Annotated in this window: 11 protein-coding genes; all 11 read left to right on the top strand. The window is 66.9% G+C overall.

Annotated elements, in window-relative coordinates; genetic code table 11:
- Positions 1 to 3 precede the first annotated feature (3 nt).
- Positions 4 to 1,536, top strand: a complete 1,533-nt coding sequence (gene glpD / locus BMX43_RS00570; protein WP_091295222.1) for a glycerol-3-phosphate dehydrogenase — start codon at positions 4 to 6, stop codon at positions 1,534 to 1,536.
- A 57-nt stretch (positions 1,537 to 1,593) separates the two neighbouring features.
- Complete coding sequence (xylB, locus tag BMX43_RS00565) at positions 1,594 to 3,039, top strand: xylulokinase (RefSeq protein ID WP_091295219.1); 1,446 nt, start codon at positions 1,594 to 1,596, stop codon at positions 3,037 to 3,039.
- A 104-nt stretch (positions 3,040 to 3,143) separates the two neighbouring features.
- The gene (locus BMX43_RS00560) at positions 3,144 to 4,154 is read left to right on the top strand and encodes a sugar ABC transporter substrate-binding protein (RefSeq protein ID WP_091295215.1); all 1,011 of its coding nucleotides are present in this window, start codon (positions 3,144 to 3,146) and stop codon (positions 4,152 to 4,154) included.
- Positions 4,155 to 4,214: 60 nt separating this feature from the next.
- Entirely contained in the window at positions 4,215 to 5,732 is a 1,518-nt protein-coding gene (locus tag BMX43_RS00555) for a sugar ABC transporter ATP-binding protein (protein ID WP_091295212.1), read from the top strand.
- Positions 5,729 to 6,739, top strand: a complete 1,011-nt coding sequence (locus BMX43_RS00550) for an ABC transporter permease (RefSeq protein WP_091295209.1) — start codon at positions 5,729 to 5,731, stop codon at positions 6,737 to 6,739. Before BMX43_RS00555 ends, BMX43_RS00550 begins: the two co-directional genes overlap by 4 nt.
- A 2-nt stretch (positions 6,740 to 6,741) precedes the next feature.
- On the top strand, positions 6,742 to 7,743 hold the full coding sequence (locus BMX43_RS00545) for an ABC transporter permease (protein WP_175481981.1): 1,002 nt from the start codon (positions 6,742 to 6,744) through the stop codon (positions 7,741 to 7,743).
- Position 7,744: 1 nt separating this feature from the next.
- A complete protein-coding gene (locus BMX43_RS00540; RefSeq protein WP_091295202.1) occupies positions 7,745 to 9,280 on the top strand; it encodes an FGGY-family carbohydrate kinase in 1,536 nt (511 codons plus the stop codon).
- A 75-nt stretch (positions 9,281 to 9,355) separates the two neighbouring features.
- Positions 9,356 to 11,137 carry a thiamine pyrophosphate-binding protein gene (locus tag BMX43_RS00535; RefSeq protein ID WP_091295199.1) on the top strand — a complete coding sequence of 594 codons (1,782 nt, stop codon included), beginning with the start codon at positions 9,356 to 9,358 and terminating at the stop codon, positions 11,135 to 11,137.
- 269 nt (positions 11,138 to 11,406) lie between these two features.
- Positions 11,407 to 12,582 (top strand): plasmid partitioning protein RepA, encoded by a 1,176-nt coding sequence (gene repA / locus BMX43_RS00530; RefSeq protein WP_091295196.1) that lies wholly within the window; start codon positions 11,407 to 11,409, stop codon positions 12,580 to 12,582.
- Positions 12,582 to 13,529 carry a plasmid partitioning protein RepB gene (gene repB / locus BMX43_RS00525; RefSeq protein WP_091296965.1) on the top strand — a complete coding sequence of 316 codons (948 nt, stop codon included), beginning with the start codon at positions 12,582 to 12,584 and terminating at the stop codon, positions 13,527 to 13,529. The genes repA and repB overlap by 1 nt, the downstream gene beginning before the upstream one ends.
- A gap of 174 nt (positions 13,530 to 13,703) precedes the next feature.
- On the top strand, positions 13,704 to 14,876 hold the full coding sequence (repC, locus tag BMX43_RS00520) for a plasmid replication protein RepC (protein WP_091295193.1): 1,173 nt from the start codon (positions 13,704 to 13,706) through the stop codon (positions 14,874 to 14,876).
- Positions 14,877 to 15,097: the final 221 nt, after the last annotated feature.

Raw genomic sequence — 15,097 nt, 5'->3', positions numbered from 1 at the left:
GCCATGGCAGAGCGGATCTTTGATCTGGCGATCATCGGCGGTGGCATCAACGGCTGCGGCATTGCGCGCGATGCGGTGGGGCGGGGGCTTTCGGTGTTCCTGTGCGAGCAGGGCGATCTGGGGGGCGCGACCTCCTCTGCCTCGACCAAGCTGCTGCATGGCGGGCTGCGTTATCTGGAGCATTACGAGTTCCGTCTGGTGCGTGAGGCCCTGATCGAACGCGAGGTGCTGTGGGGCATCGCGCCGCAGATCGTGCGCCCGCTGCGCTTTGTGTTGCCGCACAGCAAGGGGATGCGGCCCGCCTGGCTGCTGCGGCTGGGGCTGTTCATCTATGACCATCTGGGCGGGCGCAAGTTGCTGCCGGGCACCAGCCGGGTGGCGTTTCACAAAAGCCCGCTGGGCGAGGGGCTGCGCCGCGATCTGACCCTGGGGTTCGAATATTCCGACTGCTGGGTGGAGGATAACCGGCTGGTGATCCTGAACGCGCAGGATGCGCAGGAGCGCGGTGCGGTGATCCGGGTGGGCACGAAATGCACGGCGGCCACGGCGTTGCCGGGCGGTGGCTGGCGGGTGGTGACGCGCGATCTGGCGACGGGTGTGGAGGAGGGGATTCAGGCCAAGGTGCTGATCAATGCGGCGGGGCCCTGGGCCAATGCCGTGGCGCGCGACATTGCCAGGCGCCCGCCCAAGGGCAAGGTGCGGCAGGTGCAGGGATCGCATATCGTGGTGCCGCGGCTGTATGCGCATGACCGCTGTTTCATCTTTCAGAACAAGGATGGGCGGATCGTCTTCACCATTCCTTACGAGGACAGGTTTACCCTGATCGGCACGACCGACCGCGATTATCCGGGCGACCCGCGCGCCGTGCGCGCCTCGGACGAAGAAATCGCCTATCTGTGCAAGCTGACCAGCGATTACTTCCAGAAGCCCGTCACCCCGGCGGATGTGGTCTGGACCTATAGCGGCGTGCGGCCCCTGTATGACGACGGATCGGACAAAGCGCAGAAGGCGACGCGGGATTATGTGCTGGAGCTGGATGACAGCGGCAGCGCGCCGATGATTTCGGTGTTCGGCGGCAAGATCACCACCTATCGGCGGCTGGCCGAGGCGGTGATGGACAAGCTGGCGCCCTTGCTGGGGGCGCAGGCGCTGCGCGGCGGTGAAGGGCCGGGCTGGACCGGGCGGCGCCCGCTGCCGGGGGGCGATTTCGCGCCGGGTGGCTTCATGGGCGAGGTGAACCGGCTGCGCGAACAGTATCGCTTTCTGGCCGAGGACGAGGCGCGGCGGTTCGTGCGCCATTATGGTTCACGCGCCGGGCGGGTGCTGGGATCGGCGCGCAGTTGGGCCGATATGGGCATCGACTTTGGCGCCGGGCTGACCTCGGCCGAGGTGGATTACATGCGCGGCACCGAATGGGTGCGCACGGCAGAGGACATCCTGTTCCGCCGCAGCAAACTGGGGCTGCGGATGACGGCGGCGCAGATCGCGGCGCTGGAGGCCTATCTGGACGGGGGATTGCAACGGCAGTCCGCGTAAGCGCGTGCGGAGAGACGACCCGCCATTGGGAGGTGGCGGTGGCAGGGAGGAGACGACATGTATCTGGGTATCGACCTCGGCACGTCTGGGGTGAAGGCGATCCTGATCGACGCGGATCAGCGGTTGATCGGCGAAGCGGCGTCGCAGCCGCTGAGCGTGGCCCGCCCGCAGAAGGGCTGGTCGGAGCAAGACCCCGATCTGTGGTGGGGGGCGGTGTGCGAAACGCTGGATGCGTTGCGGCTGCGCCAGCCCAAGGCGATGGCGGCGGTGCAGGGCATCGGGCTGTCGGGGCAGATGTATGGTGCCACGCTGCTGGATGCGGCGGACCGGCCGCTGCGCCCGGCGATCCTGTGGAACGACACACGCAGCGGCGCGGAATGTCGGGATCTGCTGGAGCGGGTGCCGGAGCTGGGCGGGATCGTGGGGCGCAAACCCACGCCGGGGGTGACGGCGGCGAAGCTGATCTGGGTGGCGCGGCACGAGCCGGAGGTGTTTGCCGCCACGCGGATGGTGTTGCTGCCCAAGGATTACATCCGGCTGCGCCTGTCGGGGGAGCGCGCCTCGGACATGGCGGATTCCAGCGGCACGATGTGGCTGGATCTGGGGCGGCGCGACTGGTCGGACCGGATGCTGGACGCGACCGGGCTGCGCCGGGACCAAATGCCGCGCTTGCATGAAGGCACCGAGGTCACGGGCCGGTTGCGCCGCGATCTGGCGGCGCGCTGGGGCATGGCGGGGCAGCCGGTGATTGCGGGTGGCGGCGGCGACAATGCCTGCGGCGCCTGTGGGGCCGGGGTGATCGGCGAGGGGGCGGGCACGCTGTCGCTGGGCACCTCGGGCGTGTTGTTCGTGGCCAATGCCAGCCCGCGCCCGGCGGGACAGATGGCGATTGAAACGCTGTGCCATGCGGTGCCGGATGTGTGGCACCAGATGTCGGTCGTGCTGTCGGCGACCTCGTGCCTGACATGGCTGTCGGCGCGCCTGAAGCGCAGCCCGAAGGAGCTGGTGGAGGCGCTAGGCCCCGATCCGCGCCCGCCGACCGATCTGCTGTTCGCGCCGTTTCTGGATGGCTGCTGGTCGCCGCGCAATGACCCGGAGATCCGCGGCGCCTTTATCGGGCTGGCGCATCAGCATGACGATGCGGCGCTGACGCAGGCGGTGTTGCAGGGCGTGGCCTTCGCGCTGCGCGAATGTGCCGAGGCGTTCCGCGCCAGCGGCACGCGGTTGGAGCGGTTGATGGCGATCGGCGGCGGGTCGCAATCGGCGCTTTGGCTTTCGATGCTGGCGACGGCGCTGGAGGTGGAGCTGGACTTGCCAGAGGCGAGCGAGCTGGGGGCGGCTTTTGGCGCCGCCCGGCTGGCGATGATCGCCGCGACGGGGGCCGCCCCGCCAGAGGTGCTGCGCCGCCCGAAGATCCGCGCCGTGGTCGCCCCGTCGGCGGAACATGCGGCCAGCTATGCCGGGGCCTATGAGGATTGGGCCGGGCTGACACGACTGTGCTGAGGCCGAAAGGCCCGGCCTGACCCCTGCGCCGATCAACCGGCGCCGGGGGAACCGGACCCGGCCGGCGGTGATCGGCAGGGCAAACAACTGTGGAGGAGACAAGCATGACTGATGATATGATGACCGGCGGGTTCAGCCGCCGGGCCTTCATGGGTGCGTCCATCGCGGCGGCGGCGGCCATGGCGGCCTGGCCCAAGGGACTGCGCGCCCAGGCGGCGGATCGCAAATTCGCGGCCTCGCTGGGCTGGACGACCTATGATTCCGGGCGCCATCTGCAGGACGGGTTCAACGCCGCCGTGGCGGAACTGGGCGGTTCGCTGACCACCACCGACGCGGGCTTTGATGCGCGGGTGCAATCGGATCAGATCGACTCGCTCATCGCGTCGAAACCCGATGCGCTGTTCATCACCCCCGCCGATGCGGTGGCGATTGCGCCTGCGGTGCAGCGGGCCGTGGCGGCGGGCATTCCGGTATTCTGCGCCGACAGCGCGATTCCGGGTGTGCTGGTGAACAGCACCGCCATGTCGAACAATTTCGGCATGGGGCAGTATTCCTGCGAATCCATCTGCAAGGCGCTGAACGGCAAGGGCAAGATCGCCCGCGTGATGCTGCCGCAGAACGAAAGCTGGGATCAGCGCACGCTGGGCATGGAATGGACGCTGCGCCGTTACCCTGATGTGCAGATCGTGACGGAATGGGCCTTTGCGCTGGCGGGCAATGTGACGCCCCGGCAGGCGGTGGACAATATCCTGACCTCCAACCCCGATATCGACGCGATCTGGTGCGCCTGGGATGGTGCGGCGGTGGAAGGCACGCTGGCCGCCAAGGCGGCAGGGCGCGACAATCTGATCCTGACCGGGATCGACGGCGGCAGTCAAGCCTTCAACTATATCGCGGGCGACACGCCGCTGAAGCTGTCGATGGCGCAAAGCTTCTACGAGATGGCCTATGCCAATGTGCTGTATGCGCATGAGCATCTGGCGGGCCGCCCGGCGCCGCGGCTGATCGTGACGCCGACCTATGCCGTCACCAAGGACATGCTGGCCGACAGTATCCCGGATGATTTCGACGTGCCGGGCCGGGCGCAGGAACTCGGTTGGGTTCGCGCGGTCTGATCGACCTCTGGCCATGGGGTTTCGGCCCCATGGCGCATCATTTAGCGAAGGGAAGAGATCATGGGAGCGCCAGTCTTGCTGGCGTCCGAAGTCTCGAAGCGGTTCGGGCCGGTGAAAGCCTTGGACAAGGTGGAGTTCCACCTTGATCCGGGCGAGGTTCATGCGCTTCTGGGGATCAACGGCGCCGGAAAATCGACATTCATCAAGATCCTGTCGGGGATCGTCCAGAAGGATTCGGGCACGATCACCGTGGCCGGGCAAGAGGTGCATTTCCGCGCGCCGGAGGATGCGATCCGCGCCGGGATCGCCACGGTGCAGCAGCACCCGGAACTGGTGCCGGACATGACCGGCTACGAGAACATCTTTCTGGGCCGCGAAACGCATGGCCGCGGGATGCTGGGCCGCGTGGATCAGCGCGGGCTGATCGCACGGGCGGCGGCGCTGCTGCAGCGCTTTGCCGTGCCGATCGACCTGAGCCGGACCGTGGCGCAGATGTCGGCGGTGGAGCGCGAGGCGGTGGCGATCCTGCAGGCGCTGGCGGCGGATGACATCCGCGTGCTGATTCTGGACGAGCCGACCTCGACCCTGACGGATGTGGAGCGGGACGACCTGTTCCGCCTGATGAACATCCTGCGCGATCAGGGCATTTCGATGATCTACATCACCCACCAGCTGGAGGAGGTGTTCGAGATCGCCGACAGTTTCTCGGTGTTCCGGGGCGGGCGCTGCGTGGCGCGGATGAGCATTGACGACGCGCGGGCGCAGGGTGTGTCGCTGGCGACGATGATGCTGGGCGAGGCGATGGGCGAGGTGTTTCCGCCCAAGGCCGCGCCGGGCACGGCGGGCGAGGTGATCCTGAGCGTGCGCGGCCTGTCCTCGGGGCTGGATTTCGCGGATGTGCAGTTCGACGTGCGGCAGGGCGAGATTCTGGGGGTGTTCGGGCTGGTCGGGTCGGGCTGTGATGAACTGGCCAAGGCCATTTTCGGGGCGCAACCGGCCGAGCGCGGGCAGATTCTGGTGAACGGGGAAGAGGTGATGCCGGGGTCGCCGCGCGATGCGCTGGCGGCGGGCATCTTCCTTGTGCCGGGGGATCGGCGCACCGAGGGGCTGGCGCTGACGCGCACGGCGCTGTTCAACATTCCGCTGGCCAATCTGGGGCGCGCCTCGGGCAAGGGCTGGGTGTTGCGGCGGCGGCGGATCCGCGAGGATGCGCAGCGCATGACGGCGCAGGTGGCGCTGCATCCACCGAGCCTGACCATCCCGGCCAGCGGCTATTCGGGCGGCAACCAGCAGAAGATCGTGCTGGCCAAGGGCCTGTATGCCGAGGCCGATGTCTATATCTTCGTCGAGCCGACGGTGGGGGTGGATATTGGCGCGCGGGCCAAGATCTATGCGCTGATCCGCGAGTTGGCCCAAAGCGCCGCCGTCATCGTGATGTCGAGCGATTGCGACGAGGTGCATGGCATCGCCGATCGCACCCTCGCGCTGCACAAGGGCCGGCAGGTGGAGCCAGCGATGGGCACATTCAGCCGCGATCAGCTTTTGATGGGCGGCATCATGGGGGGGGCACATCCATGAGCGGGCGATTTATCCTGTCGCGCGGCGCCGGGCGGGTGGTGGCCTTCGCCGCCATGGTGCTGGCGCTGGGCGCGGCCTTCACGCTGGCCGAGCCGCGGTTTCTGTCGAACGCCAACCTTGCGGGGATCGCGCGGCACATGGCGGCCAACGGGCTGGCGGCGCTGGGGCTGACCTTCGTGGTGATCGTGCGGCGGTTCGATCTGTCGCTGGCGGGGGTGGCGGCCTTTACCGCCATGACCATGGGCGCGGTGATCGCCGCCGGGCTGCCGCTTTGGGTGGCGGTGCTGGTGGGGCTGGCGGTGGGGGTGGGGCTGGGCCTTGTGTCGGGGCTGGCGATCAGCCGCTTCGGGATGCCGGATATCGTGACCACCATCGGCGTGGGGTCGATCTGCGCCGGGCTGGCGTTCCTGTATACCGGCGGGCGGTCGATCTTTCAGAACTTCTTTCAAAGCGGCATCACCGATCTGAACGATGCGCGGCTGCTGGGCCTGGGCGTGTCGCTGTGGTTCCTGCTGGGGATCTATGGGCTGGCCTGGTTCGTGATGCATCGCACCCGCACGGGTGCTGCCTTCTATGCCACCGGCGAAAACCCGGTTGCGGCCTATTACTCCGGCATCCCGACCCGGCGCTATGTGACGCTGGCCTTTGTGGCCTGTGCGGTCTGCACGGTGCTGGCGGTGCTGCTGATCCTTGCGGAAAGCGGCAATGCCGAAACCAACAAGGGCGCCAATCTGATGATGCCCGCCTATGCCGGGGTGTTTCTGGGCGCGGCGATCATGGGGGGCACCTCGGTTCTGGCCAGTTTCGCGGGGATATTGCTGATCACCATGCTGCTGGACGGGTTCGCGCTGATGGGGGTGCCTTACTATTACAGCGACGGGGTGGTGAGCCTGATCCTGCTGGGCGGCGTGGTGCTGTTCAGCGATGCGGCGCGGGGCTGGCTTGCCGGGCTGCTTGTGCTGCTGCCCGCCAAGGCCCCGGCAACACAGGGGGAGAAACGGGGATGAGCATGAGCCTTTCAGGACCGGCGCAACCCGCGCCGCAGCGCAAGCGCAGCTTTGCGCGGATCATCACCAACCTGTGGCTGCTGGCGGCGCTGGTGGCGATGACGCTGGCGATCAGCCAGCAACGGCCCCAACTGCTGGACCCCGGCAATATCGCCACGGTGCTGCGCAGCTTTTCCATCATGGTGATCATGGTGCTGGGGCTGACCTGGGTCATCGCTTCGGGCAAGATCGACGTGAGCTTCATGCAAGTGGCGGCGCTGGCCAACATGACCTGCGCCGCGCTGTTGCAACAGGGCTGGGGCTGGGGGGCGGCGATTGCGGCGGCCATCGCGCTGGGGCTGGTGGTCGGGCTGGTGAATGGTGGACTGGTGGCGCGGATGAAGCTGCCGCCGCTGATCGTGACCATTGCCACGGCGGGGATGTGTGCCTCGGCGGCGGCGGCGCTGGGCAAGGGCACGGTGATCCGCATCGCCGATCCCGGCCCGCTGCGCGGGCTGCTGGAAACCACGCTGTTCGGCGCGGTGCCGGTGATCGTGCTGCCGGTGCTGGGGCTGTGCCTGCTGGCTTGGTACGCGCAGGAACGGCTGGCGATGGGGCGCTATATCTACGCCATGGCGCAGAACGAGGCGGCGGTGGTCGCGGTTGGCGTGCCGGTCGGGCGGATCGTGGTGCTGCTGTTCGCGCTGTCGGGGGCGAGTGCCGCGCTGGCCGGGGTGTTGCTGGCGGCGAACCTGTCTTCGGGCCAGCCGACGATTGGCGGCGCCTATCTGATCAACGGGCTGACCGTGGTCTTGCTGGGCGGGATGATGGTGCATGTCGGCAAGCCCAATATTCTGGGCAGCGTGACGGCGACGCTGTTTCTGGGTGTGCTGTTCAGCGGGGCGGCGCTGCTGGGCCTGCCGGATTACCAACGCCAGATCATTCAGGGCGCGCTGCTGCTGACCGGGCTGGCCGTGGCCACCGGGGCGGCGCGGATGCACGCCCATCGCCGGAAGGGGAACTGAGATGACGATGACCCAAACCCCCGTCACCATCGGGCTGGATTGCGGCACGGGTGGCGCGCGGGCGCTGGTGGCCGATCTGCAGGGCCGGGTGCTGGCCATGGCGACGGTGCCCTATGACACGCAGTTTCCCCGCACCGGCTGGGCCACGCAAGACCCTGCCGACTGGTGGCGCGCCAGCGTGCTGGCGGTGCGTCAGGCGCTGGCCGAGGCGGGGGTGCAGCCCGGCGATGTGCGGGCGATCTGTGCCGACGGCACCTCCAGCACGCTGGTGGCGCTGGGGGCGGATCTGCAACCGCTGGCGCCCGCGATCCTGTGGATGGACAACCGCGCCTCGCCGCAGGCCCGGCGGATCGAGGCGACGGGCCACCCGGCGCTGCGCCGGTCGCGCGGCGGAGTGAGCGCCGAGACGATGATCCCGAAGATCCTGTGGATCAAGGACAATGACCCGGCGCTGTTCGATCGCACGCGCTGGTTTGTGGAAATGTCGGATTACATCGCGCTGCGCCTGTCGGGCGAAGTGACACTGGGGCTGAACCAGACGATCAACCGCTGGTTCCACGATCCGCGCCGGGGCGGCTGGCCCGAGGATCTGTTCGCGCAGATCGGGCTGCCGGGGCTGGCAGAACGGTTTCCTACGACGATGCTGCCGCTCGGGGCGCCCATCGGGCCGCTGGCGCCGGACGCCGCCGCGGCGCTGGGGTTGGGCGCGCAGACGCTGGTGGTGTGCGGCGGCACCGATGCCTATGTGGCGATGGTGGGGCTGAACACGCTGGCCAGCGGCCAGACCGCCTTCATCACCGGATCGTCGCATCTGGTGCTGCCGATGACCGACCGCGATGTGGAGATCGAGGGGGTCTTTGGCCCGCATCCCGATTGCGTCGTGCCGGGGCTGTTCGTCATGGAAGGGGGGCAGGTGTCCTCCGGTTCCGTCATCCGCTGGTGGCATGACCAGATGTCGGGCGGGCGCGACAGCTATGCGGCGATGATGGCGGCGGCCGAGGCGGTGCCGCTGGGCGCCAACGGGCTGGTGGCGCTGGATTTCTGGCAGGGCAACCGCAACCCGCATATCGACTATGATCTTCAGGGCGCGATCTGGGGGCTGACGCTGAAACACGGCACGGCCGACATCACCCGCGCGCTGATGGAATCGGTCTGCTTTGGCACGCGCAACATTCTGGCCCGGCTGGCCGAAGGCGGCGTGGCGGTGGAGACGATGACCATTGCGGGCGGCACGGTGCGCTCGCCCTTCTGGCTGCAGATGCACGCCGATACCGCCAATGTGCCGCTGATCGTGCCCGAAGTGACCGAGGCGACGGCGTTTGGCGCCGCGATCACGGCGGCGGTGGGGGCCGGAGCCTATGCCGCGCTGCCCGAAGCGGCGGCGGTGATGGTGCGCGCGGCGCGGGTGATCGAACCGGATGCGGCCCGCCATCGCCAATATGAAGACCTGTTCGGTTATTACCGCGACACCCATACCGCCCTGCGACCGCTGATGCACCGCATGGCCGACCGGCAGCGGGCCAGCCCCGCCGCCTGACACCTTCACCTTCGTTCTGACCGGCACAACCCGCCTGCGGGGCCGGTGCTTCCATGCCTATCGAAAGGAAACGACATGGCTCATATTGGCGACCTATTGGCAGAGATGCTAGCGCGCAGCGGGATTGATTATGTGTTCGGGATGCCCGGGGGGCAGACGACGGCGCTGCATGACGGGATTTCGCGGCGGACGGATCGGATCCGGCATATCCTGATGCGCGACGAACGGAATGCGGCCTATGCGGCGGATGCCTATGCGCGGCTGACCGGCAAGCCCGGCATCTGCGACGTGACGGTGGGCCCCGGCGCCAACCTGTTGCCTGCGGGGTTTCTGGAGGCGCAGAACGCCTCGATCCCGATGATCGGCATCATTGGCGAACTGCCGTTGGACTGGCTGTCGTTGAAGGAAAAAGGCATTGCCAGCCAAGGGTTTGACCAACTCTCTTTCTTCAAGACCTGCTCGAAGGAGGCGTTCCTTGTGCCCTCGGTCGCGGCCCTGCCGGAACTCTTGCGCACCGCCTTCCGCATCGCCACGGCGCCGCGGCCCGGGCCGGTGGCGCTGATCATTCCGCATGACATTTTCGATGCCGACTGGGACGAGGATCTGCTGAAGATCACCGTCGATGACCGCAGCGCGCGCATCCCCTATCTGCGCTCGGTCGCGCCGCCGTCGGAAATTGACGCGGCGATCACGCTGATCAAGAAGGCCAAGCGCCCGGCGCTGGTCTGCGGCGGCGGCGTGCATGGCGCCGATGCCACCGCCGAGGTGACCGCCTTTGCCGACCGTCTGGGCGGGCTGGTGGTGACCTCGCTGTCGGGCAAGGGTTCGGTGCCGGAAACCCGCGCCTATGCGGCGGGGGTGCTGAACCCGCTGGGCTCGCTGGCGGCGATCGAGCTCATTCAGGAGGCCGATCTGATCGTCTGGTGCGGGTCCAAGGTCAGCCAGAACACCGGCATGAACTGGACGCTGCCGAAGCCCGATCAGGCGACGATCACCATTGATTTCGACCCGCTGGAACATGGCCGCACCTTCCGCCCGACCGTGGCCCTGCTGGGCGATGTGCGCGAATGCGTGCGCGCACTGGATGCCGGTTTGGGCGACAGCCGGGCGCAGGCCAACCCCGGTTGGCTGGCCCGCATCGCCGAGGTGAAGGCGCGCTGCGAGGCGGAAAAGGCGGTCGAAATGGCCTCGGATCAGGTGCCGATCCTGCCGCCGCGCATCATGGTGGAGATCGCGAAACGCCTGCAGCCCGAGGATGTGGTGGTGTCGGACGCGTCCTTCTCGGCCGGGTGGATTTCCGGCTATATCCAGGCGGAACAGGCCAAGCGGCAGTTCCTGTTCGCCCGTGGTCAGGGGGGGCTTGGCTATTCGGTGCCCGGCGCGATCGGGGCGGCCACCGTGGTGCCCAAGGGCGCGCGGGTGGTCACCGTGGCGGGCGACGGCGCGTTTTCCTACACGGTGGGCGAGCTGGCGACGCAGGCGCAATACAACCAGCGCATCGTCAATGTGGTGATCAACAATGGCAAGCTGGGCTGGATCCAGCTGTGGCAGGAGATCTTCTTCAACAACGTGCAATCGGCAACGTTAGAGACGCAAAGCATGGTCCCCGGCTATGCCGCCGCAGCGCAGGCGCTGGGGCTGAAGGGGATCTATGTGGACAAGCCCGACCAGATCGCCGCGGCGCTGGACGAAGCCTTCGCCCATGACGGCCCCTCGGTGGTCGAGGTGCGCATCGACGACCGCGCCACCCCGATCCACAGCTTCAAACGCCGGATGCGCGAAACCGACGCCAAACCCCGCCCCCGCCCCGGCACCGTCTACAAACTCCGCGACTGGAAAGTATCGCCCGACCTCTGACGCGGCCCTCACCGCATAAGGCGATACCCACCCCGGCGGGGCCTCCCCCCCGCCGGGGATTGATGCTGCACGGCGGCCAGACCCGCCGCTTTCGTCTCTGGACCGGCGGAATCTGCGCCCCGGCCCGTCTTCTCTGGTGGCTGGGCCGATGTTATCCACAAGCTGTGGATCAAAGCCCTTGCCCGAATCTGAAAACTGGCGCATTGATTTACGCCAAGTAGTGATAAAGTCGCCGAAAGCCGTAACAAACGGATCGGCAGAGGGCAGTGATGAAGCAACAAACCCGGATTGACCGGCTGGTGGGCGAACATGCCGCCAAGCTGTCAGAGCGTCTTCTGGCGCATCGTGCGCAGCTTTTTCCGCCCGATGCCAGCAAGCAGTTGCGCCGCTTCACCAGCGGCGAGGTGGCCGATCTGCTGGGCGTCAAGGATGCCTATCTGCGCAAGCTCAGCCTCGAAGGGCGCGGCCCGCAGCCCGAAACCGGTGCGGGCGGCCGCCGTCTTTACACCCCCGACGATATCGTGGCCCTGCGCCATCTGCTGGAGGCCGGGGCCAAGACGCCCGGCACCTATCTGCCGGGGCGGCGGGACGGCGACCATCTGCAGGTCATCACCGTGATCAACTTCAAGGGCGGCTCGGGCAAGACCACCACTGCCGCACATCTGGCACAGAAATGCGCGCTGGACGGCTATCGCGTGCTGGCCATCGACCTTGACCCGCAGGCCTCGCTTTCGGCTCTGCACGGCTTCCAACCGGAATTCGACCTGCTGGATGGCGGCACGCTCTATGACGCGATCCGCTATGAAGACCCGGCGCCGCTGCGCGATGTGATCCGCAAGACCTATTTCACCAATCTCGATCTGATCCCCGGCAATCTCGACCTCATGGAGTTCGAGCACGAAACCCCGCGCGTTCTCGCCGCCCGCTCCGGTAACCTGTTCTTTACCAGGATTGCCGACAAACTGGCCGAGGTTGAAGCGGAGTATGACCTGGTGATCATCGACTGCCCGCCCCAGCTCGGATTCCTCACCATGTCGGCACTGAGTGCCGCAACGGCGGTGCTGGTGACGGTGCATCCGCAGATGCTCGACGTGATGTCGATGTGCCAGTTCCTGCTGATGACCTCCAACCTGCTGGGGGTGGTGGCCGATGCCGGGGGCAATATGGAATATGACTGGCTGCGCTATGTCGTCACCCGCTATGAACCCGGCGACGGGCCGCAGAACCAGATGGTCAGCTTCATGCGATCCTTGTTCGGCGACCATGTGCTGAACCATTCGGTGCTGAAATCCACCGCGATTTCCGATGCGGGGATCACCAAGCAGACACTCTACGAAGTCGAGAAAAGCGCCTTCACCCGCACGACCTATGATCGGGCCATCGAAAGCCTGAACGCGGTCAATGGCGAGATCGAGGCGCTGATCCAGAAGGCATGGGGGCGGTAATGGCACGCAAACATCTGCTCGAAGGTCTGATGGGCGCCCCCAAGGCCGATCCCCCTGCCCCGCCGGTGCAGGATCGCCCGCGCTATGCCAAGGGCGCCATCGGCGCCATCTCGCGCTCGGTCGCCGATCTGCAATCGCGCGCGCTGCTGGAAATCGACCCGCAGCTGATCGACGCGGGCGGCATGCAGGACCGGCTGGAATCCGACGATGCCGAAGATGCCGCGCTGCTCGCCTCGATCGCCGAATATGGCCAGCAGGTGCCGGTTCTGGTGCGCCCGCATCCCGAACAGGAAGGCCGCTATCAGATCGTCTATGGCCGCCGCCGCGTGCTGGCGCTGCGCGATCTGAACCGCCCGGTGAAGGCGCTGTTGCGGCAGTTGGACGACCGCGACCTTCTGATCGCCCAAGGGCAGGAGAATACCGCCCGCCGCGATCTGTCTTTCATCGAAAAGGCCAATTTTGCCCGGCAGATGGAAGAGGCGGGCTATGACCGCAAGATCATCGGCGACACGCTGTCGATGGACAAGACCCTGATTTCCCGTCTTATTTCCGTCGCCGAACGGGTCGCGCCCGAGGTGATTCAGGCCATCGGCGCGGCACCTTCCGTGGGCCGCGACCGCTGGCTGGCGCTGGCCGAGGCGATGGAGCTGGGTGAACATGAACCCGGCGAGGTGATCGCCATGGTCAACCTGTCCGGCGCCACCGGCTCCGATGCCCGGTTCGAGGCGGCGCTCAGCTATGCCAAGGGTATCAGCACCCGCCGCAAACAGGCCGAACGCCCGGCGCCGCAGCGCATCGAAAGCGTCAATGGCGTGGCACTGGCCGAGGCCAGCCGCTCCGGTGGTCGTCTGATCATCCGTATGGAGCGGCGGCTGGACCGTGGCTTCGAGGATTGGCTGCTGACCCAACTTCCCGATCTTCACCGCAAGTGGAGCGAGGGCGAATGACCTATCCCGAAACCCAGCACAGGAGGCACGGCCCGGCATAACGAAAAAGCCCCCCAGGACATGACATCCCGAGAGGCCCATTCTTGTTCTAGCACCTCAAGAATACCGCTGCCTCTGATTCGCTGTCAACAACCGTCTTGCGACGGGCGGCTTCTTTTTGCCTCGTGATACGCAATGCACCACATTTCCACGACGCCCTTCGGGCGGCGGGCGGTTTCTCATGGCCTTTTGGCGTCGCAGGCTCTGGCCGCGGCCCCTGCCCCGCTGCCCGCTGCCGACAAATGGCAGCTGTTCAACGATCTGCGCACGGCGCGCCACCGCTTTGGCGTCACCGACCGTGATCTGGTGGTGCTGAATGCGCTGCTTACCTTCCTGCCCGACCGGCAACTGGCCGATGCGGCGGATCTGATCGTGTTCCCCTCCAATGCCGCGCTGGCGGAACGGGCGCACGGCATGGCCGAAAGCACGCTGCGCCGCCATCTGGCCGCCCTGATCGCCGCCGGTCTGATCGCCCGCCATGACAGCCCGAACGGCAAGCGCTATGCCACCCGCAGCCGCGGCGGCGAGATGCTGCGCGCCTTCGGCTTCTCGCTGCGTCCGCTGCTGGTGCGGGCCTGTGTCATCGCCGAGGCGGCCGAGGCGGCGCGCGACGCGGCCCTGCACCTCAAGCTGCTGCGCGAAGCCGTGGTGCTGCGCCTGCGCGATGCCGCCAAGCTGCTGGCCTATGCCGAGGCCGAGGGCCGGCTGCCCGAAGGCAACAACCTGCAACCCGCGCTGCTCACCGCCCAGGGCACCCTGCGCCGCAAGCTGGACACCGAGGCGCTGGCGCGGCTGCAAGACGAGGCGGATCATCTGCTGGTCTCTGTGGACAAGCTCTTGGCAACTCCCGTTATTTCAGAAGAAATGAGCGGCAATGCCGTCCATTTCGGGCGGCACTATCAGAGTTCAAAACCAGACTCTCATGAATCTGAACCTTGCCTTGAAACAGGCAGGGGCGACGGCGAGGGTATCCCCCCTGCCCTGCCCTTGGGGCTTGTGGTGAAGGCTTGCCCGGACATCCTGCCCTATGCGCAAGGCAGCATCCGCAGTTGGCATGAACTGATCACCGCCGCCGCCTATCTGCGGTCCATGATGGGAATCAGCGCCGATGCCTGGAACGAGGCACAGCGGATCATGGGGCCAGAGGTCGCCGCCATCACCGTGGCCGCCATGTTGCAAAAGGTCGGCACGATCCAGAAGCCCGGCGCCTATCTGCGTCACCTGACGGTTAAGGCGGCGAGCGGTGGCTTTACCCCCGGCCCGATGATCATGGCCCTGCTCTCTCCGGCCAATGCGCAAGCGGCGTGAAAAGTTGACAGCTGTCAACTTTTGCCGTGCGGGATGACCTTGGCCATGCAGAGTGCGGTCAGCCCTATTGACGCAGCCCCGGCCCCTGTCTAGAAAACTCGGACTGTCAGGGGAGTCCCGCCCAAGGGACTGAGAGGCTGATAGCAGGATGGGCTGCAAAGTCCGGCCTGCGGTGAAGCGACCCTTTGAACCTGACCCAGTTGATACTGGCGTAGGAAGCA

The sequence above is a fragment of the Gemmobacter aquatilis genome (genome assembly GCF_900110025.1).
Lineage (GTDB): Bacteria > Pseudomonadota > Alphaproteobacteria > Rhodobacterales > Rhodobacteraceae > Gemmobacter > Gemmobacter aquatilis.
This window is presented reverse-complemented; position numbering and strand designations above follow the sequence as displayed.